The 20,094-nt window shown below is 60.0% G+C and carries 21 protein-coding genes, 1 tRNA gene and 1 pseudogene; 19 read left to right on the forward strand and 4 right to left on the reverse strand.

The window, feature by feature from the left end; all coding sequences use genetic code 11:
- The first annotated feature begins 304 nt into the window (after positions 1 to 304).
- The 13 genes and pseudogenes from N005_RS02650 to N005_RS02710 all read left to right on the forward strand — a co-directional run bounded on the left by N005_RS02650 (position 305) and on the right by N005_RS02710 (position 10,396).
- Complete coding sequence (locus N005_RS02650) at positions 305 to 1,054, forward strand: electron transfer flavoprotein subunit beta/FixA family protein (protein ID WP_047699150.1); 750 nt, start codon at positions 305 to 307, stop codon at positions 1,052 to 1,054.
- Positions 1,055 to 1,070: 16 nt separating this feature from the next.
- The gene (locus tag N005_RS02655; protein ID WP_047699278.1) at positions 1,071 to 2,000 is read left to right on the forward strand and encodes an electron transfer flavoprotein subunit alpha/FixB family protein; all 930 of its coding nucleotides are present in this window, start codon (positions 1,071 to 1,073) and stop codon (positions 1,998 to 2,000) included.
- 241 nt (positions 2,001 to 2,241) lie between these two features.
- Entirely contained in the window at positions 2,242 to 3,066 is an 825-nt protein-coding gene (locus tag N005_RS02660; RefSeq protein WP_047699152.1) for a substrate-binding periplasmic protein, read from the forward strand.
- A gap of 9 nt (positions 3,067 to 3,075) precedes the next feature.
- On the forward strand, positions 3,076 to 3,435 hold the full coding sequence (locus N005_RS02665) for a DUF4398 domain-containing protein (protein WP_047699154.1): 360 nt from the start codon (positions 3,076 to 3,078) through the stop codon (positions 3,433 to 3,435).
- Positions 3,432 to 4,241, forward strand: a complete 810-nt coding sequence (locus N005_RS02670) for an OmpA family protein (protein WP_047699155.1) — start codon at positions 3,432 to 3,434, stop codon at positions 4,239 to 4,241. The genes N005_RS02665 and N005_RS02670 overlap by 4 nt, the downstream gene beginning before the upstream one ends.
- Positions 4,242 to 4,437: 196 nt before the next feature.
- Entirely contained in the window at positions 4,438 to 5,880 is a 1,443-nt protein-coding gene (locus tag N005_RS02675; protein WP_024776873.1) for an aminotransferase-like domain-containing protein, read from the forward strand.
- Between the two features lie 72 nt (positions 5,881 to 5,952).
- Positions 5,953 to 6,435: a hypothetical protein gene (locus tag N005_RS02680; protein ID WP_047699157.1), complete on the forward strand. Its 483-nt coding sequence runs from the start codon at positions 5,953 to 5,955 to the stop codon at positions 6,433 to 6,435.
- 147 nt (positions 6,436 to 6,582) lie between these two features.
- A complete protein-coding gene (locus N005_RS02685; protein WP_047699159.1) occupies positions 6,583 to 6,837 on the forward strand; it encodes a YkgJ family cysteine cluster protein in 255 nt (84 codons plus the stop codon).
- 79 nt (positions 6,838 to 6,916) lie between these two features.
- Positions 6,917 to 7,525, forward strand: a complete 609-nt coding sequence (locus N005_RS02690) for an START domain-containing protein (protein WP_047699161.1) — start codon at positions 6,917 to 6,919, stop codon at positions 7,523 to 7,525.
- 146 nt (positions 7,526 to 7,671) lie between these two features.
- Entirely contained in the window at positions 7,672 to 7,908 is a 237-nt protein-coding gene (locus tag N005_RS02695) for a hypothetical protein (protein ID WP_047699163.1), read from the forward strand.
- A gap of 203 nt (positions 7,909 to 8,111) precedes the next feature.
- A complete protein-coding gene (locus N005_RS02700) occupies positions 8,112 to 8,453 on the forward strand; it encodes a ribonuclease E inhibitor RraB (protein WP_047699165.1) in 342 nt (113 codons plus the stop codon).
- A gap of 196 nt (positions 8,454 to 8,649) precedes the next feature.
- A pseudogene (locus N005_RS02705) lies at positions 8,650 to 9,599 on the forward strand (alpha-E domain-containing protein).
- Positions 9,596 to 10,396: a transglutaminase family protein gene (locus N005_RS02710; protein WP_047699166.1), complete on the forward strand. Its 801-nt coding sequence runs from the start codon at positions 9,596 to 9,598 to the stop codon at positions 10,394 to 10,396. The pseudogene N005_RS02705 and the gene N005_RS02710 overlap by 4 nt, the downstream one beginning before the upstream one ends.
- Before the next feature lie 65 nt (positions 10,397 to 10,461).
- Here N005_RS02710 and N005_RS02715 read toward each other — a convergent pair whose 3' ends face one another.
- Positions 10,462 to 11,289, reverse strand: coding sequence for a c-type cytochrome (locus N005_RS02715; protein ID WP_047699168.1), 828 nt, complete (start codon positions 11,287 to 11,289; stop codon positions 10,462 to 10,464).
- 608 nt (positions 11,290 to 11,897) lie between these two features.
- Between N005_RS02715 and N005_RS02720 the strand changes: the two genes are divergently transcribed.
- From N005_RS02720 to N005_RS02730, 3 genes are all read left to right on the forward strand, one after another.
- Complete coding sequence (locus N005_RS02720) at positions 11,898 to 13,103, forward strand: acetyl-CoA C-acetyltransferase (protein ID WP_047699170.1); 1,206 nt, start codon at positions 11,898 to 11,900, stop codon at positions 13,101 to 13,103.
- Positions 13,104 to 13,126: 23 nt separating this feature from the next.
- Positions 13,127 to 15,271 (forward strand): 3-hydroxyacyl-CoA dehydrogenase NAD-binding domain-containing protein, encoded by a 2,145-nt coding sequence (locus N005_RS02725; protein ID WP_047699172.1) that lies wholly within the window; start codon positions 13,127 to 13,129, stop codon positions 15,269 to 15,271.
- Positions 15,272 to 15,353: 82 nt separating this feature from the next.
- A complete protein-coding gene (locus N005_RS02730) occupies positions 15,354 to 16,088 on the forward strand; it encodes an amidotransferase (protein WP_047699174.1) in 735 nt (244 codons plus the stop codon).
- Positions 16,089 to 16,226: 138 nt separating this feature from the next.
- On the opposite strand, the gene N005_RS02735 is transcribed toward N005_RS02730, so the two are convergent.
- The 3 genes from N005_RS02735 to N005_RS02745 all read right to left on the reverse strand — a co-directional run bounded on the left by N005_RS02735 (position 16,227) and on the right by N005_RS02745 (position 19,002).
- The gene (locus tag N005_RS02735; RefSeq protein ID WP_047699176.1) at positions 16,227 to 17,198 is read right to left on the reverse strand and encodes a magnesium and cobalt transport protein CorA; all 972 of its coding nucleotides are present in this window, start codon (positions 17,196 to 17,198) and stop codon (positions 16,227 to 16,229) included.
- Positions 17,199 to 17,330: 132 nt separating this feature from the next.
- Positions 17,331 to 18,053, reverse strand: coding sequence for a 1-acylglycerol-3-phosphate O-acyltransferase (locus N005_RS02740; protein ID WP_047699178.1), 723 nt, complete (start codon positions 18,051 to 18,053; stop codon positions 17,331 to 17,333).
- A gap of 259 nt (positions 18,054 to 18,312) precedes the next feature.
- On the reverse strand, positions 18,313 to 19,002 hold the full coding sequence (locus N005_RS02745; RefSeq protein ID WP_047699180.1) for a crotonase/enoyl-CoA hydratase family protein: 690 nt from the start codon (positions 19,000 to 19,002) through the stop codon (positions 18,313 to 18,315).
- A 64-nt stretch (positions 19,003 to 19,066) separates the two neighbouring features.
- Between N005_RS02745 and N005_RS28700 the strand changes: the two genes are divergently transcribed.
- The 3 genes from N005_RS28700 (at position 19,067) to N005_RS02755 (ending at position 20,060) form a co-directional block, all read left to right on the forward strand.
- On the forward strand, positions 19,067 to 19,312 hold the full coding sequence (locus N005_RS28700) for a hypothetical protein (RefSeq protein WP_144402614.1): 246 nt from the start codon (positions 19,067 to 19,069) through the stop codon (positions 19,310 to 19,312).
- A tRNA-Ser gene (locus N005_RS02750) sits at positions 19,308 to 19,397 on the forward strand. The genes N005_RS28700 and N005_RS02750 overlap by 5 nt, the downstream gene beginning before the upstream one ends.
- A gap of 174 nt (positions 19,398 to 19,571) precedes the next feature.
- Positions 19,572 to 20,060, forward strand: coding sequence for a hypothetical protein (locus tag N005_RS02755; protein ID WP_144402615.1), 489 nt, complete (start codon positions 19,572 to 19,574; stop codon positions 20,058 to 20,060).
- Positions 20,061 to 20,094 lie beyond the last annotated feature (34 nt).

Genomic DNA, 20,094 nt, shown 5'->3' on the forward strand with positions numbered 1-20,094 from the left:
TAGGCGTTCCGGTCAAGATACGGGCGGTTTTGCGCTCGCCGTAGGCTGACTGTTGGTTTCAAGAGCACCTCTAAAGACAGGGCGAAGGCAGCACAAAGTGACGTATTGCGTGTTTGGACGCGCAGTTTACACGCCGCGATAATGAATGACTCATCGGTCACCATCGACGAAAGGTCTTCACTCCGTGAGCAAGAGTCATGTGTGGTTCATGCCGGCGTTTTTAGAGGTGCCCTTGCGCCCATGAGCATCAACCGCCAGGTTCGCCTAGGCGACTTTCTTTTCACCGGAGAGTAACGAGGAATCCATGAAGGTTCTTGTAGCTGTCAAACGAGTGGTCGACTATAACGTCAAGGTTCGCGTCAAGGCGGACAACTCCGGCGTCGACCTCGCCAACGTCAAGATGTCGATGAACCCTTTCTGCGAAATCGCCGTGGAAGAAGCCGTACGCCTGAAAGAAAAAGGCGTGGCGACTGAAATCGTCGTCGTCTCCATCGGTCCGACCACCGCCCAGGAGCAACTGCGCACGGCGCTGGCGCTGGGTGCCGATCGCGCCATCCTCGTCGAGTCCGCCGAAGAGCTGACTTCCCTGGCCGTGGCCAAGCTGCTCAAGGCCGTTGTCGACAAGGAACAGCCACAGCTGGTGATCCTCGGCAAGCAAGCCATCGACAGCGACAACAACCAGACCGGCCAGATGCTCGCGGCATTGAGCGGCTACGGCCAGGGCACCTTCGCCTCCAAGGTCGAAGTGTCCGGCGACAGCGTTGCCGTGACTCGCGAAATCGACGGCGGTGCGCAGACCGTTTCCCTGAAACTGCCGGCCATCGTCACCACCGACCTGCGTTTGAACGAGCCGCGCTATGCGTCCCTGCCAAACATCATGAAAGCCAAGAAGAAGCCGCTTGAAGTGCTGACTCCTGACGCTTTGGGCGTTTCCACCGCCTCCACCAACAAGACCCTGAAGGTCGAAGCGCCGGCTGCACGCAGCGCGGGCATCAAGGTCAAGTCGGTGGCTGAACTGGTCGAGAAACTGAAAAACGAAGCGAAGGTGCTTTGAATTGGAGAGCCTGAACATGACTATCCTCGTCATCGCCGAACACGATAACAAGGCGCTGGCTCCGGCCACGCTGAACACCGTTGCTGCCGCTGCCAAAATCGGTGGCGATATCCACGTTCTGGTTGCAGGCCAGGGCGCTGGCGCCGTGGCTGAAGCCGCCGCGAAAATCACCGGCGTGGCCAAAGTGCTGTCGGCCGACAACGCCGCCTATGCTCACCAGCTGCCGGAAAACGTTGCGCCACTGGTAGCCGAGTTGGGCAAGGGTTACAGCCACATCCTGGCTGCCGCTACGTCCAACGGCAAGAACATCCTGCCGCGCGTTGCCGCTGCCCTGGACGTCGACCAGATCTCCGAGATCATCTCGGTGGAAAGCGCCGACACCTTCCAGCGTCCGATCTACGCCGGTAACGCCATTGCCACCGTGCAATCGACCGCTGCGATCAAGGTCATCACCGTCCGCGCCACCGGTTTCGACCCGGTTGCCGCCGAAGGTGGTTCGGCCGCTGTCGAAGCCGTAGGCGCTGCCCACGATGCCGGCATTTCCAGCTTCGTCAACGAAGAACTGGCCAAGTCCGACCGTCCTGAGCTGACTGCTGCCAAGATCGTCGTTTCCGGCGGCCGCGGCATGCAGAACGGTGACAACTTCAAGCACCTGTACGCCCTGGCCGACAAGCTGGGCGCTGCCGTCGGCGCTTCCCGCGCAGCGGTCGACGCAGGTTTCGTACCCAACGACATGCAGGTCGGCCAGACCGGCAAGATCGTTGCGCCACAGCTGTACATCGCCGTCGGTATCTCCGGTGCGATCCAGCACCTGGCCGGCATGAAGGACTCCAAGGTGATCGTCGCGATCAACAAGGACGAAGAAGCGCCGATCTTCCAGGTGGCTGATTACGGCCTGGTGGCGGACCTGTTCGAAGCAGTCCCTGAGTTGGAGAAGCTGGTCTAATCCGGTCTCTTCACTTATAAAGAGCCCGGCTTTGACCGTAGTGCCGTTCATTTAAGGTTTGTCTGAATCATTGTGGCGAGGGAGCTTGCTCCCGCTTGAGTGCGAAGCGCTCACAAAAGGGCTGCTGTGCAGCCCAGCGGGAGCAAGCTCCCTCGCCACGGATTCCATTCACCTTGAATGACCGCGATACGGTTCAGGCCGGGCTTTTTATTGTCTGCATTTTCGAGGGGAGCGTAACGCCATGGATCTTCGCCGTTTGGCTGGCTGGTCGTTGCTGTGGGCGTTGGCGGGTATACCGGGCCTGGCTGTCGCCGCCGGCAAGTGCGAACGCCTGATCGCCACCGGCAGCCCCGATGCGCCGCCTTACCTCTGGCAAGACCCCCAGGATCCCAAACACTTGATCGGCGCCAGCGCCGACTTGCTGACCCAAGTGGCGGGAGAATTGGGCATCAAGGTCGAATTGCTTTACGCCGGCAAGCGCGCCCAGGCACTGGATGAAGTGCGCAGCGGGCGCATGGACCTGCTCGCCGATGCCTCGTTGACGCCGACCGGGCTCGATTCCCTGGATTATGTTCATCCCCCCGTGCTGGAGAACGATTACCTGGTCTGGACCCGCAAGGATTCTCCACTGGTCGTCAATCGGCCCGAGGATCTGCACGGTCATCCCGGAGCCTTGTCGGAAAAGGCTCGTATGACCCAGGAATTCGGTCTTTTTGCCGAGCAGAAATTGACCCTGGTCCGCACCTCCAACCTGACCCAGGCCTTTCAGAAATTGCTGCTGGGGGAGGTGGAATATGTCCTCGCCGGGCGCTACTCGGGCCTGGCAATGGCGCAGACACTGGGGATGGCGAACGACCTGCAAGCGGCTCCGCAACCGGTGGATAAACCGGGACTGTTCCTCGCGGTTTCCCATGACTCCGCCTGCAACGACCCATGGTTGCGCGGACAGCTGGCGCAAAAGATGACAGAATTGGCCGCGTCCGGCCTGACGGAGGCTGTGTTGCAGCGCAATCTCGAGCGTTGGAACACACAGTTGCAGCCACCTGTCGGCGCCCCAAAACAGTAGGGAACATTAGTGACTATTCGACCTCTTTTCGCTGCCCTGGCCGTTCTGGCTCTGGCGGGCTGCGCAGCCGATCCGGCGCCGAATGAACAGATCCGCCTGACTGAACAGGCCTTGGAACAAGCCCGGGCCGTGGGCGCCAGCGCCGACGAAGTACCCGAATTGAAGCTGGCGGAAGAAAAGTTCGCCCGCGCCAAATCCAACATGGCCGATGAATCGTACAAGAAGGCACGCATGCGTGCCGAGCAGGCCGAGCTGGACGCACGTCTGGCCGAGGCGAAGGTGCTGACGCTCAAGAGCCAGGAGCAACTGAACGTGCTCGACACCCGCATCAAGCGCTTGCGCAAACAACTGAGGGAGGATGCCCAATGAAGCACTCCCATGTGTTGGGTGGTTTGATCCTGGCGGGCCTGGCCAGCTTGTATGGCTGCGCGGGTCAGCGCAGTGAGGCGGCACTGGAAAAAGCCAGTACCGATTTCCAGAAAGTGAAGGAAGACGCTAACGTCCTGCGCGCAGCGCCCAGGGATGTGATTCGCGCCGGCGAGTCGCTGGCTCGGGCCGATCGCCTGTCCAGCTACTGGGGCAGCGGCGAGGATGTATTGCACTACGCCTACCTCAGCCAGCGCTACAGTGAAATCGCCCGGGAGCACAGTAATCAGGTGCTCAACGAAGAGCGCGCGGCGAAGCTCGAACTGGAGCGCCAGCGCCTGCAACTGGCCTTGCGCGAATCCAAGTTGCTCAGTGTCCAGCAACAGGGCAAATGGCTGGAAGAGCAGATCATGGAGATGACCACCACCCAGACCGATCGCGGCCTGGTGATGACCCTCGGTGATGTGCTGTTCGATACCGGCGAGGCTGAGTTGAAGAATTCGGCCAACCGGGTCGTGCTCAAGATCGTGCAGTTCCTGCAGCTCAACCCCAAGCGGGTGGTGCGCATCGAAGGCTATACCGACAGCACTGGCGGCAAGCAGGAGAACCTCAAGCTGTCCCGGGACCGCGCGCAGGCGGTGGCGGATGTGCTGATAGACCTGGGAATCGATGACAAGCGTATCCAGGTCGAAGGCTACGGCGACGAGTTCCCGGTGGACGTCAACGCCACCGAGCGTGGCCGGGCGCAGAACCGTCGGGTTGAAATCGTGTTCTCCGATGAGAAGGGCCAGCTCGGCGCTGCTCGCTAAGGGCTGCGTCACTGGAAAACCCGGCCTCTTGGGAGCGCCGGGTTTTTTTGTGCTCGTGGTTCATCACTCGCGCACAGTTGGGGCTGTCACTGCACTGTATGGTCGAGTAATCTGGCAACTGTCCCCGTACACTTCTAAACTGTTCCGGTATCGTTTCCTACAAGAACAACATGCCCGTGAAATCGAGTGCTGCGTCATGACCAACCTCTTGCTCTACCAACGTATTGCTCAGCAACTGGCCGAAGACATCCGCCGGGGTGTGTATCAGCCCGGCGAACGCGTGCCGTCGGTGCGCAAGATGAGTTCGCAGCTCAATGTCAGCCATGCGACGGTGTTGCAGGCCTACGCCAACCTTGAGGATCAGGGGCTGATTCGTGCGCGGCCGCAATCTGGCTATTACGTGCACCAGACGCCGGCGCTGACGGCACCGACCCCGGATATCGCCCGGGTCGAGCGGCCGGGGTTGGTCACGCGCAGCAGCATCATCCAGCAGGTACTGGTCGAGTCCCGTCGCGAAGGGGTATTTCCATTGGGCGCGGCGGTGCCGAGTGTGGATTACCTGCCTGTACGGGCACTGCATCAGCAATTGGCCAAAGTCACGCGTTTCCACAGCCCGCGGGCGTTCAGCTATATGTTCAGCCCGGGTTTCGAACCGTTGCGTCGCCAGGTGGCGATTCGCATGCGCGATGCCGGTGTCGTGGTGGACCCTTCCGAGGTGGTGATTACCCACGGTTGCGTCGATGCGCTGCAAATGTCCCTGCGGGTACTGACCCGCCCAGGGGACCTGATCGCCGCCGAATCGCCGACTTACTACGGTTTGCTGCAACTGGCGGATCTGTTGGGCCTCAAGGTCATCGAAATCCCCAGCGACCCGGTGACCGGCATGAGCCTGGAGGCCCTGCAACTGGCGGCCAACCAATGGTCGATCAAGGCGCTGGTGCTGACGACGCGGCTGAGCAATCCCCTGGGCGGTACCATGCCCGAGGAGCGACAGAAGCAACTGTTGCGCCTGGCTTCGGATTTCGACATTCAGATTGTCGAGGATGACATCTACGGAGAGCTGATGTTCGAGCAGGGCCGCACCAAAGCACTCAAGGCTTATGATCGGCTGGACCGGGTCATTTACTGTTCGAGTTTTTCCAAGACGTTGTCGCCGGGTGTACGCATCGGCTGGATGATCGCCGGCAAGTTCCAGCAGGAGATCCAGCGGCTGCAGACGTTCAGTACACATTCGGCGTGCAGCGTCACGCAGATGGGCATTGCGGCCTATCTGGAAAACGGTGGCTACGACCGCCATCTGCGCTATATCCGCCAGGAGTACCGCAAGAATCTCAGCGCTTTCCAGTTGGCGGTGCAGCAGTACTTCCCCGAAGGCACGCAGATGAGTCGTCCCACCGGCGGCTTCATCCTGTGGGTCAGCCTGCCGGGGCGGGTCAATACCCAGGAGTTGCACGTGCGAGCGTTGCAACAGGGGATCAGTATCGCGCCGGGGTTGATCTTCAGTAACACCGAGCAGTTCAACCACTGCATTCGCCTGAACTGCGGAATCCCTTGGAATCGCGAGGCGGAACGGGCCTTGATGACGTTGGGGTTGTTGGCCACGCAATTGTGCCAGGAGACCGCCAGCGGTTTTCTGTAGGGATCGACGGGCTTGTCAGCGTCGGATTATCAGGCCAGCATGTACTTCTCTGCCGTAAGTGCCGTCGTATCTATGAAAGCCATTGTTCCTGTCACCTGGGTTTTGATCGGCCTGTTGACTGCCTTCCATGCCGGAGGTGTGGTGGCGGCTTCGGTACAAGAGAAGCCGGCCGCCAGCGCCACGAAAAGCCCAGCGAAAAGCGTGTCCAAAAAGCCGCCTGCAGCGAAGGTGCCTGCCAAGAAAACGGCTTCCTCGCAGAAGAAACGCGCGCCCATTGCCTCCAAGAGCAAATCTGCCCATGAGGTCGCCAAGACTCCATTACCGCCAGCCAACCTGGATCTGAGCTTGCCCCATGATATGGTTCAGAAACTGCAACCACCCGGAACGGTACCGCTACCCAAGCGTGAGCCGCTGCTGCCGTCCATGTTCGGGCAGAAGCCGGACCCGTTCCAGCTCAATGGCCGTCTGCTGAATAACGAAATGCAGCTGCCGCTGCGTAATTCGGAGCGCCGGGAAGTGGAGGGCGCGGCCCTGGATTTCGAATTCAAGCGATAAGTCTTCGAGCGCGAATGCAATTCGTCGCTGACTGTCCGGTCATCTTCCATTGGGCGAAAAAACACGCAGACGGTAATTTAAAACGGTTGTTTAAGCCGTTACTCTGTATTCCGTTATTGGGCCGTTACCCGTGAGGATGTTGTCGTCATGAAATGCCGTGAAGGCTGTGGCGCCTGCTGCATTGCCCCTTCCATCAGCTCGTCGATCCCGGGCATGCCCCATGGCAAGCCGGCGGGAGAACGTTGTGTGCAATTGTCGGTCGATAACTTGTGCCGGATCTTCGGCCTGCCGGAACGTCCGGCGGTGTGCTCGGGGTTCGCCGCCGACATCGAGGTCTGCGGCAACAGCAGCGAGGAAGCCATCCGGTTGATCGGCTGGTGGGAGCAGGCCACGGCGGTGTAACGGGTCAATGGACAGGGCTGAATGCGAAGCCCAATGACGAAATTCAAATGACCGGACTTCGACAATAAGGAAAAAAACTATGGGTTCGCTGCATCGTATGGCTGTGTTGTGTGGCTTGACTGCCTTTCTGGCAACCGCAACTGCGCAGGCGGAAGACTGGCAGGTCGCCAAGGAGCAGGACGGTATCAAGGTTTCCCTCAGTGAAGTGGCCGGCTCCAAGTACAAGGCCTACCGCGGCGTGACCGTCATGAAAACCACCATGACGAAGTTGCGGGCTCTGCAGGAAGATGTCTCGGGTGCCTGTGCCTGGATCCATGAGTGCAAGACTCAGAAGCTGCTCAAGCACGAAGGCAACCAGAGCTGGACCTATACCCAGTTCAATACGCCGTGGCCGGTCACGTCCCGGGATTCGGTGCTGCAAGTCACCACCGTCGAAGGCGCCGATGGCAGCCTGACCCGTAACCTCAAGGGCGTGCCGACCTACCTCCCGGAAGAGCAGGGGTTTGTGCGAGTGGCCCAGGTCGACGGTTTCTGGAAATTCACACCCAAGGGCGCGGACCAGATCGAGGTGACCTATCAGGTCCACACCGAGCCCGGTGGTGATGTACCGTCCTGGCTGGCCAACAAATTCGTGGTGGATGCTCCGTTCAACACCTTGAAGGCCTTGAGGGAGCGTGCCGAGAAGTAATCGGCAGGCCTGATGACGACTACACCGAGACCGCCCTTGAGGCGGTCTTTTCGTTGGTGCCGTCCAGGTATTCGGTGGAACGATTATTCCCCCCGAAATGTCGAGATAGAGGTAAGCCCGGCCATGATTTGATCGAGGAGACACCAATGCAAAAGTGGGAAATCACGTTCGTTGATGACCACGGCGAAGCGATCGCCGAGCAGTTCGACTATGACCAGAAGCCCACTATGGAGCAGGCAGCACAGTTGATTCGCGAAAGACTGCTTCCGGTGCCCGCCCAGCTGGACCTCAATGACCTGGAAGGGCGAACCGCCGAGCCGACGGTCAAGAATCTCAAATCCCAGCACAGCATCGAAATCATCGACATTAAGCCGATTTCATGAAGTTCGTGGCCTGGCCCCGCTTGGCAGTGGCCATCACTTGCGGCTACTCTGCAATTGAGATCAGCGAAAGGATCGCCAAGGTCCGGTCTTGTCAGCTACATGCTTGTGTCCCGACGGTCATTTGATGCCGTACCGCTTGCAATCCACGGGTTGCCCGCACGGGAAGACGGAAAGTCTATCCATCGATCTGAGGAGGACGTTTCATGAGCACAGCCTATCAAGAAGACATCAGCACCAGTGTGCTGCGCCGCATGAAAGAAGGCGGGTTCGACTTCTCACAATTCCATCCAATCGAGTTCTACGCCATTTTCCCGGACGAGGAGCGGGCGCGCAGGGCGGCGGGTCATTTTCGAGGTGAGTCGTTGAATGCACAGATCAGCGCACGGGATGACGGTGCCTGGTCATTGGAACTGAGCCGGGTGATGTATGCCACTTACGATGACATTGGAGATTTCGAGCAAGACTTCGAAGCGGTGGTGGAGCCCTTGGGCGGCATTATCGAAGGTTGGGGGGTGAAGCAGGAAATCCGACGCTTCCAGGCCTGATGTCCATACCCTGCCACAGCACAACGGCTGACCTTCGGGTTGGCCGTTTTCATGTCTGCAACCTGTAGCCGAGCACGGGCAGGTATGACTCACTTTTTGTAGCTGACTGTGTCGAGCAGAGGCCATGTCCACGTTCCATGACTATGCTGGGTGTTAAAGGAAACCTGGGTGGTCGAGGACTGAAGGACGAATGGCCATGTTGAGTAGGACCGCCTCGGACCTGTACTGGATGTCGCGTTACCTGGAGCGGGCGGAAAATCTCGCGCGAATGCTCGATGTGAGTTATTCGCTGTCATTGATGCCTCAGGATGGTCGCGGCGACGGCCTGCACGAGCTGGCCATGCCCCTGATGATCACCGGCACCCTGGACGATTACCGGGAACGGCACGGCGACCTGCACGCCGAGCGACTGTTGCATTTCTTCGCCCTCGATGCCGCCAACCCGGCCAGCATCTACAGTTGCCTGGGCGCTGCGCGGGCCAGTGCCCACGCAGTGCGTGGTCGCATCACCGCCGACATGTGGGAAAACACCAATGCCACCTGGCTGGAGGTTCGTGACATCGCCGGCCAGGGCCTGGGGCGTTACGGCCTGAGCCGCTTCTGTGAGTGGATCAAGGAACGGTCGCATCTGTTTCGAGGGGCAACCTCGGCACCATCATGCGTAACGATGCATTCCGGTTCATTCGTCTGGGGACGTTCATCGAAAGGGCCGACAACACGCTACGCTTACTCGATGCTCGCTACGAAATGGCCGGCGACCAGGCTGACGCCATCACCGACGGCACGGCCCACGCGTATTACCAATGGAGCGCCCTGTTGCGGGCCCTGTCATCCTTCGAGGCCTACACTGAGCTCTACCGTGAGGCTCCCGGGGCTCGCCATGTGGCCGAGTTGCTGCTGTTGCGCGCCGATGTGCCGCGCTCGCTGCGGGCCTGTACCGAAGAAATCGACCAGATCCTCGCCAGCCTGCCAGGCACCAACGGACGGCTGGCACAACGCCTGGCGGCGGAAATGGATGCACGGCTGCGCTACACCGGCATCAACGAAATCCTCGACGGTGGCCTGCATGCCTGGCTCACCGAATTCATTCCGCTGGTTCGGGAACTGGGCAACGCCATCCACAGTTCTTACCTGGAGGTCATATGAGACTCTCGATCAGCCACGAAACGGCCTACCACTACGAACAGCAGGTTCGCGCCAGTATCCAGTATCTGCGCCTGACCCCTCACGACAGCGAGCGCCAACACGTGCTCAGCTGGCAGCTCGATTTGCCGAGGCCGGTGCGCGCGCAGTTGGATCCGTACGGCAACATCCTCCACGTCCTTACCCTGGACGAGCCCCACGAAACGATCATCATCGGTGCACGGGGCCAGGTGGACATCGACCCGTTGCGCGAGGCCGAGCATGAGGATCAATCCGCGTTGCCGTTCCTGCGCTTCACCCGGCTGACCGAAGCGGACGAGGCCCTTCGTGCCTTCGCCCGGGAGCAATGCCGGCAGCGTCGTGACCGCACGGCGCTGATCGACCTGATGCACGGGGTGAACCAGCACATGGCCTACGCACCTGGCTCCACCGAAGTGGAAACCAGCGCGGCCCAGGCATTCGCCGGCCGTAGCGGGGTGTGCCAGGATCATACCCACGTATTCCTGGCCTGCGCCCGCAGCCTGGGCGTACCGGCACGCTATGTATCGGGCTACGTGTACAGCGGCGACAGTGAACACCTGGCCAGCCACGCCTGGGCCGAAGCCTGGCTCGACGACGCCTGGTACAGTTTCGACGTGACCCACCAGTTGTCACGTCCGGAGCGACACTTGAAATTGGCCGTTGGCCTGGATTACCTGGATGCCTGCCCGGTACGGGGCCTGCGTCGTGGCGGCGGTGAACAGATGCGGGCCAGGGTGGCCGTGACGCCGGCGCCGGTGATTACGGTGCAGCAGCAATGACGTGCGGACCGGCTTGGAACTTACTGTGGCGAGGGAGCAAGCTCTCTCGCCACACGTGGATGGTCTTATTGGCTCAACGGCTGTTTACGCCCAGCCATATGCTTCAGATACCCCACCAACAGATCCAGCTCCGAGTCCGGCAGCACGGTCGCGGAAAACGCCGGCATCTTGCCCTGGGGCCAGTGACGCAGGCCCTGGGGATCGCGGATATAGCGCTTGAGGAAATCCCCCGAGAAATATTCGGTGGGGTTGAAGGGAATATTCAGGTCCGGGCCAAACTGTGCGTCGCCGGCACCGTTGAGCCGATGGCATGCCAGGCAATTCTTCTGGAACACAGCGAAGCCCTTGTTGACCGGGTCGTCCTTGGACAGGCTGGGCGCCGGCAGCAGGGCGGGGAAGCGCTCGGCCACGGCTGACATGCGCTTGATGCTCGCTACCGCATATGGCCATTGTTCCGGGCTGATATGACCCGCTTGAGGATCGGTCCAGACCAGATAGAAAGGCCCGGCACTGGGCTTGCCCTCTCCCAGGGATGGCCAAGGTGCGGCTGGATCTTCGATGGCCAGCCAGGCGCGTGCGCCGTTCTTGTTGAGTAATGGCGCCGCGGGCATTTCGGCGGCGAAACCGTCCAGGGCCACGGCCTGCAGGTGATCATCCGGCTGGACACCGGTCAGCAGCGCCGTCAGTGGCACGGCGCGATAGCTCATCGGTTTCTTGTAGGAAACGTCGTCGGGTATCTGGATCGTTTGTGCTTCAGGATGCTTGAGCAGTTCTTCGGTGTGCCAGGTACGCGCAGTCGCGCCCAGCTCCAGTACCAGTTGGGCGGCATACAGGGGCGTGCTGAGCAGCAACGCCCCGAGCAGGATGAGAGCTTTCAATGGATCGCTTTCCATGTCGAGAGAGTGACGCAAAGGTTGGCACAGCCAACGCCGCTCGAACAACGAGCCCGTCACATTTTTTAGCGACACAATGGATAGCGATACCGCTCACTGTTGATGCAGGCACTCGCGCGCAATACCTAGCCGATCACCTTGGGAATATTCGGCAGAATCAACAGCAGCGTTGTGGCGAAGAGAATGAGTCCGGCTTGACGAACTTTCGAATGTTTGAACATGGCTGACCCGCCTTTTTTGTTATTTCCTGAGGCCAGCCTGCAAAACTCCGTGGCGGCTGGCAGTGCACTTCCTGTCTGACAAGCGCCTCGGCAAAACCCGACGACTCTCTTGTACAAGGATTACATTAGGGGCCGCAGCCGCATTGGCTTAGATCCAATTCGTATCAGCTTCAAATAAGTCGCTATAAAAAAGCTATGAGGCCTATTGCCACCTTCTTGCGGGTCCTCTACCTAGACAGCTTGCGTTCCTGAATCGGTTAACCCGATAGCAGGCTACCGTTCGTCTGACCGTGGCCGTCAACGCGCTTGAGCGCTCGGGTCATTGAATCCAGGGCCGCTGGGCTTATGGTTGGAGCATCGCATTATCCGTCGTGGTTCGAGGATGTCATGACCCAAGCTTTGATTTTCGATGCCTTGCGCACCCCCCGTGGCAAGGGCAAGGCCGATGGCGCCCTGCACAGCGTCAAGCCGGTGAACCTGATGGGAGGATTGCTTCAAGCCTTGCAGCAGCGCATGGACCTGGACACCCGCCAGGTCGACGACATCGTGCTCGGTTGTGTGACGCCGGTAGGCGAGCAGGGGGCCGACATCGCCAAAACCGCCGCCCTGATAGCCGACTGGGATGTCAGCGTTCCGGGTGTCCAGCTCAATCGGTTCTGTGCCTCGGGCCTTGAAGCGGTGAATCTGGCCGCGATGAAAGTGCGCTCCGGGTTCGAAGACCTGGTGGTGGCCGGTGGTGTCGAGTCGATGTCCCGGGTGCCGATGGGCAGCGACGGCGGCGCCTGGGCGCTGGACCCGCAATCCAACCTGCACGGTCACTTCGTCCCCCAGGGCATCGGTGCCGACCTGATCGCCACGCTGGAGGGCTTCAGTCGCGAAGACGTCGATGCCTACGCGCTGAATTCCCAGAAAAAAGCCGGGCGGGCCCGGGCCGACGGCTCTTTCAACAAGTCTCTGGTAGCGGTTCGGGATCAGAACGGCATCGTGTTGTTGGACCACGATGAATTCATCCGTGTCGACACCACCCTCGAAGGCCTGGGCAGGCTCAAGCCGAGTTTTGAAACCATGGGCCAGATGGGCTTCGATGCCACGGCGCTGCGGGTCTACAACCATGTCGAGCGGATCGACCATGTGCATACACCCGGCAACAGCTCCGGGATCGTCGATGGCGCGGCGCTGATGCTGATCGGTTCTGAAGCCAAGGGGCGCGCCCTGGGCCTGCAGCCTCGGGCGCGAATCATCGCCACGGCCGTCACCAGCACCGATCCGACCATCATGCTCACCGGTCCGGCGCCGGCCACCCGCAAAGCCTTGGCCAAGGCCGGGTTGCGGGTGGAGGACATCGACCTGTTCGAGGTCAACGAAGCCTTCGCCTCGGTGGTGCTCAAGTTCATCAAGGATATGGCCATCGACCCCGCCAGGGTCAACGTCAACGGTGGCTCCATCGCCATGGGGCACCCCTTGGGGGCAACGGGGTGCGCCATTCTCGGCACCCTGCTCGATGAACTGGAGGTGCGTCGCCTGCGCTACGGGCTGGCGACCTTGTGTGTGGGTGGCGGCATGGGCATTGCCACTGTTATCGAACGCCTTTGAGCCGACTTCCAGGAACCCTTTCAATGACCGCTGCCATTCGTTACGAAACCGGCCAGGACCGGATTGTCGTCCTGACAATGGACCTGCCTGGCCAAAGCGCCAATACCATGAACGCGGTTTACCGTGAGGCCATGGCCACCTGCGTGGCTCGTCTGGTTGCCGAAAGCGATTCGATCGCCGGCGTGATCGTCACCTCGGCCAAGCAGACATTCTTCGCCGGTGGCGATCTCAACGAGTTGGTCGCGGTCGGCAAGCCCGAGGCCAAGGCTTTCTACGAGATGATCCTGGGACTCAAGGCGCAATTGCGCGCCCTCGAGATGCTGGGCAAGCCAGTGGTGGCCGCTATCAACGGTGCGGCGCTCGGAGGCGGTTGGGAGATCTGCCTGGCTTGCCATCATCGCGTGGCGCTGGATCATTCGTCGGTGCAGATCGGGCTGCCGGAAGTCACTCTGGGCCTGTTGCCGGGCGGCGGCGGGGTGGTGCGGATGGTGCGTCTGCTTGGCCTGGAGAGGGCCTTGCCGTATCTGCTCGAAGGCAAGCGGGTTGGCCCTCGACAAGCGCTGCAGGCCGGATTGATCGATGAGCTGGCGGTCGATCGTGATGAGCTGCTGGACAAGGCGCGGGCCTGGATCCTCGCCAACCCGGACGCGGTCCAGCCTTGGGACGTAAAGGGCTATCGGATTCCCGGGGGGACGCCGTCCGATCCGGGTGTCATGCAGACGCTGGCGATTGCCCCTTCGATCCTGCGCACCCGGACCCAGGGCTGCTTGCCGGCGCCGGAGAAAATCCTCTGTGCGGCGGTGGAGGGTGCCCAGGTGGGTTATGACGCGGCGCACCTGATCGAGACCCGCTATTTCACTGAATTGACCACGGGGCAGATCGCCAAGAATCTGATCGGTACGTTCTGGTTCCAGCTCAACGAGATCAAGGCCGGAGGGGCGCGCCCACACGGGTATGCGCCTTACCGGACAGAAAAAGTCGCTGTGCTCGGCGCTGGCATGATGGGGGCCGGCATTGCCTGTGTCTGCGCCCTGGCCGGGATCGAGGTGGTCCTCAAGGATATCGACCTGGCTGCCGCGGAGCAGGGCAAAGCCCGTTTGGCCGCGCTGCTGGACAAGCAAGTCGCCCGCGAGCAGATCACCCCGCAGCAAGGTGAAATCACGCTGGCGCGGATTCATACCACTGACGACGATGCGGAGCTGTCCGGTTGCGAGCTGATCATCGAAGCGGTGTTCGAGGATCGCGACCTGAAAGCCAAGGTGTCGGCGGCCGCCCAGGCGGTAGCGGGGCCGGATGCGGTGATCGCCTCCAATACCTCGACGTTGCCCATCACCGGCCTGGCCGCTGCGATTGCCGACCCGGCGAAATTCATCGGCCTGCATTTCTTCAGTCCGGTGGAAAAAATGCCGCTGGTGGAGATCGTCAGGGGCGCTCACACCAGCGATGCAACCCTGGCGCGTGGTTTCGATTTCGTCCGGCAGATCAACAAGACGCCGATTGTGGTTAACGACAGTCGCGGTTTCTTCACATCGCGGGTCTTCGGCACCTTTATCCATGAAGGCATCGCCATGCTTGGTGAGGGGGTGAGTGCGCCGATGATCGAGACCGAGGCCCGCAAGGCCGGGATGCCGGTCGGGCCTCTGGCGGTTTCCGACGAAGTTTCCCTCAGCTTGATCAGTCATATCCGAGCTGAAACCGCCAAGGACCTTCAAGCAGAAGGGAAAACTCCGATTGAGCATCCGGCGTTCGCCGTGATTGACGTGTTGCTCAAGGAGTACCGGCGACCGGGCAAGGCTGCCGGGGCCGGTTTCTATGAATACCCGGCCGGTGGACAAAAACATCTGTGGCCGGAGCTCAAACGCCGTTTCGAGGATGCCGACAGGCAGATTCCGCCCCAGGACATCCGCGATCGCTTGCTGTTTATCCAGGCCCTGGAAACCGTGCGTTGCGTGGAGGAGGGCGTGCTCAGGTCGACGGCCGATGCCAACGTTGGCTCGATCTTCGGGATCGGCTTCGCCACCTGGACCGGCGGTGCGTTGCAATTCATCAATCAGTACGGCCTGCGGGACTTCGTCGCCCGGGCCCAGTACCTGGCCGAGCAATATGGCGAACGTTTCTCACCCCCGGCCCTGTTGCTGGAAAAAGCCGCCAGACAGGCGTTGTTCTGACAGCGGGGGGCTTGCCTTTGAGGGGTGTTTCAAGGCAGGCTCTGGGTGTGCAATATTCCCATCACCGTGTCAGGTATTTTTTATGTCGCTACGCATCTGCATCCTCGAAACCGATATCCTGCGCCCGGAGCTGGTCGATCAATATCAGGGTTACGGGCAGATGTTCCAGCGGCTGTTTTCACAACAGCCGGTCGCGGCCGATTTCGTCGTGTACAACGTCGTGGAAGGGCAGTACCCGAGCGATGATGAGGTGTTCGACGCCTACCTGGTGACCGGTAGCAAGGCCGATTCCTTTGGGACCGATCCCTGGATTCAAACCCTCAAGAAGTACCTGCTGGAGCGCTACCAGCGTGGCGACAAGCTGTTGGGTATTTGCTTCGGCCACCAGTTGCTGGCGTTGTTGCTGGGCGGCAAGACCGAACGCGCGACCCAGGGCTGGGGCGTCGGCACCCATCGCTACAAACTTGCAGCCAAGGCCCCGTGGATGAGCCCGGTAATGGAGGAACTGACGCTGCTGATCAGCCATCAGGACCAGGTCACCCAGCTACCCGAAAACGCTACGGTCATTGCCTCCAGCGATTTCTGTCCGTACGCCGCCTACCACATCAATGATCAGGTGCTGTGCTTCCAGGGCCATCCCGAATTCATCCACGATTATTCCCGTGCATTGCTGGAGCTGCGCCAGCAACACCTTGGCGAGCAGGTCTACAGCCAGGGCGTGGCGAGCCTGGAACAGGAACATCACGGCACGACCGTGGCCGAGTGGATGATGCGTTTCGTCGCGCACAAACCCCAGGCAGAAACGACCCAGCGCTGAAGACTTTCATGTGGGAGCGAGCCTGCTCGCGATAGCTGTTTACCAGTCAGCGCTGTTGTTGGCTGATCCACCGCTATCGCGAGCAGGCTCGCTCCCACAGGGTTATGTGTACCTGGGGCAAATGGGGAGAAGGCCTGCCTACAACCACCCCGACCGTTTGAAGCTGGCCCACAGCGCGGTGCATCCCACGGTAATCACCCCCAGCACCGTGAAATAGCCGTAGTGCCAACTCAGTTCCGGCATGTCCTGGAAGTTCATCCCATAGATCCCGGCTACCGCCGTCGGAAACGCCAGGATCGCCGCCCATGCCGCAAACTTGCGCTGCACCACGCTCTGGCGTGACGCTTCGAGCAGCACGCCGACTTCGATGGTCTGGCTGGCAATGTCCGCCAGGGTCGTCAGGTCTTCCATCTGCCGTGTGACGTGGATCTGCACATCGCGGAAGTACGGGCGCATGTTCTTGTCGATGAAAGGAAAGTTCAGCTTCTGCAATTCCTCGCTGATTTCCACCATCGGCGCAGCGTAGCGGCGCAGGCGCAGCACGTCGCGACGCAAGCTGTGCAGTTTCTGAATGTCCCGTTCGTTCAAGGCGCTGCACAGCACATGGTGCTCCAGCTCATCGATCTCGTTATGAATGGCTTCGCCCATGGGCTGATAGTTTTCAATCACGAAATCGAGGATGGCATAGAGTACAAAGTCTTCCCCATGCTCCAGCAGGAGTGGCCGCGCCTCACAGCGTTGTCGGACATAGGCGTAGGAAGCCGAGTGCCCATTACGGGCGGTGATGATGTAGCCCTTGCCGGCGAAAATATGGGTTTCGATGAACTGCAGCTTGCCGTCCTTGCGTATCGGCGAGTACGTGACGATGAACAGCGCATCGCCGAAGGTCTCGAGCTTGGGGCGACTGTGCTTCTCCATGGCATCTTCAATTGCCAGTTCGTGCAGGTTGAATTGACGCTGCAGATTGGTCAGCTCCTGGACACTGGGCTCTTCCAGACCGATCCACACAAAGTGCCCTGGTTTTGCAGCCCAGGCGCTGCCTTCGTCGAGGGTGATATTGGTGACTTTCTTACCGGCGCTGTAGACCGCAGCAGCAACGACTCTACCCATGATGGTGATTCACTTCTTATTGGAAAATGGCAGTAGCAGGCACCGTGCAGCTTAGCGCGCCCTGTTGCTTGAGAGTCGGCAAAATCCGCTGAGTTCTCCAATAGAAAGACCCGTCGTGGGTAGAGGCTGCGCTCAGCCGGCCTGCAATTGGCTGTCCATCGCCGCGATGCACGTCTGCATCTGTTCTCGGCACTGGGCGATGAGGCGGGGCATGTCGTCCAGGGTCAGACCTTGCGTAGGAATCGCCGGCAGTGACTGTATGAGAATGTCACCGCTGTGCCAACGGTTCAGGTGCATGTGCTTGATGTAGCGGCTGACGCACACCGGAACAATCGGCACCCCGGCGTCGATCGCCATCTGAAAGGCGCCTTTCTTGAATGGCAGCACATCCCCGCCAAGGTTTCGTGTGCCTTCCGGGAACACCCAGATGGAGGTTTGTTCATGCTGCAGCGTATGGGTCGTGGTCTGTATGGCGCGGCGCGCCTTGATCGCATTGCTCCGGTCGATCAACACGTTACCCGCCAGCCAGAACAACTGCCCGAACAGCGGTACCCACTTCAGGCTCTTCTTGCCGATGCACACGGTGCGGTGGGGCACCACGTTGCCGAACACGAACAGGTCATAGTTGGATTGGTGATTGGCAATGATCACGCAGCTCTGGGGTTTATCCCGCAGCGTATCGACATCGGCCATGACCCGTAGACCCAGAATCCACATGGCGGGCCGCGCATACAACCTTGCGCATAAACGGCTGTTGTCCGGGTTGAAGGGCCGGCACAGCCCGAGGATCATACCCAGCACACCTGCTACGAGAAAGTGCAGAGCCATCAACGACATACGCAGTACGAACAACATCTACAGGCCCACCGGGACAAAAGGTGGCGCAGTGTACGAATGTGCACTGTTTTCGGCAATTGTCCCTACAGAGGGAGGAGATGGGCGATGTTCGAGCGCATGTGTTCAACGGAGGGAGAGCCGCAGGCTAGAGGGCCTCGGCTTTTGTGGGAGCGAGCCTGCTCGCGATGGCAAAGGTACATTCAATAGATACGTTGCTGATGTACCGCTATCGCGAGCAGGCTCGCTCCCACAAAAGTGTGTCCTGGATAAACAGGGATTAGCCCTGGTATTCCTGGTCCAGCAGGATCGCCGTGTCCAGCGCTTCCAGCAATGCCTTGCGCACTTTCAGCTTGGTGTTCTTGTGCGCTTTCATGTTGATTTTCTGCAGCTGGCGCGCCGCTTCCAGCGCCGCATTCTGCAGTTCCTGCGCCGGCACCACTTTGTCGAGGAAGCCCGCGTCTACGGCGCTCTGCGGATTGAACATCTCGCCATTGATGACCGAACGATGGAACGCGGATTTGCGCAAGCGATCACGGGCCAGCTCGATGCCGGCGTGATGCATGGTCATGCCGATCTGCACTTCGTTCAGGCCAATGCTGAACGGCCCGTCCACGCCGATGCGGTAGTCTGCCGAGAGCAGCAGGAATGCGCCTTTCGCCACGGCGTGGCCAGGGCAAGCGACAACGACGGGGAAGGGGTGTGACAACAGGCGACGGGCCAGGGTCGAACCGGCGGTGACCAGGCCTACCGCCTCCTTGGGACCGGCCGTCATCACCTTCAAATCATAACCACCCGACAAAATCCCCGGTTGTCCGGTGATGATCACCACCGCCCGATCCTCCACCGCCTGGTCCAGTGCCGCGTTGAACGCGGCAATGACGTCCGGTGAGATGGCGTTGACCTTGCCGTTGTTCAAGGTCAGGGTCGCGATACCGTCTTCGAGATGGTAGGCAATCAGGTCGCTCATGACGCATTCCTTGTAGGAGAATTGCCGCAAACGTTACTCACCGTTGCGGATCAGGTAAAGCGCCATGACTGACTCACCGGTCAGCCCCGGGCCGTATAAACAGTCGTTGCCGCCCGGGCGGCCGTGGCTGTATCCATCGGGCGGCCTACATGTCGACCGGAGATTGGCCGGTTTGCCCTGTTCCGTCGCGTTTGAAATCCCGGAACAGCTTAACCGCATGAAAATTCTGAAAAAAACCTTTGCCATCGGAAAGGCTTTCGACTACATTAGCGCGCCTCGACAGACTGAACAGTTTGCCGAGACACGGTGAAGTGTCCGAGTGGCTTAAGGAGCACGCCTGGAAAGTGTGTATACAGGAAACTGTATCGAGAGTTCGAATCTCTCCTTCACCGCCAAATTCTGCTAACGCAAACCCCTGATTTTCCTAGAGAAAGTCGGGGGTTTGTGGTTTTTGGTGTCTGGAAATTGATGATACGGGGCCAAGCTGCTTCAGGCCCTGAACAGGGCCGGGCCTCTGGCATAGCTTCAAGGATGAAACTACCCTAGACCTCATTGCTCCACGATTGGAAATGGAAAAAATGAACAGGATTTCATCGGCAGCGGCCGCATTGATGCTGCTAATCACTTGCTCAACTACCGTTCAAGCTGATGCAGCTTCGCTTAATGAGGCTCGCATGCTCGTTGCCCAGACTGGACTGGGCAAGAAACTCTCTTCCCTTGCACTGCTGACGGCGAAAAGCACGACAACCTACGCAATGATCGCCGATAAGCTTGGCAATGCCAGCGCGAACAGTGCGCTATCCGACGAGATCAATGCGTTGTTGCCGCAATACCAGCCCAAATGGGAAGAGAGCCTTGCCGTAGCTTATGAGAAGTCCTTCTCCGGGGAAGAGTTGGCGTCGCTCGTTGCGCAAGGACGCGCTTCAAAGTACGCAGCGGAAGTGAAAGAGCGGCAAGCCGGGATTGGTCGTTACATGCAAACCAACGCCCAGCCGATCCTGATTGCTCTCGTCTCGGACGCGCTCAAGGCGACCTTGTCCAAACACGTTCAGCAATAGGCTGAGAAGTGGAGCTTGAATCCAGGGATGGTCA

It is taken from the genome of Pseudomonas mediterranea CFBP 5447, assembly GCF_000774145.1.
Lineage (GTDB): Bacteria > Pseudomonadota > Gammaproteobacteria > Pseudomonadales > Pseudomonadaceae > Aquipseudomonas > Aquipseudomonas mediterranea.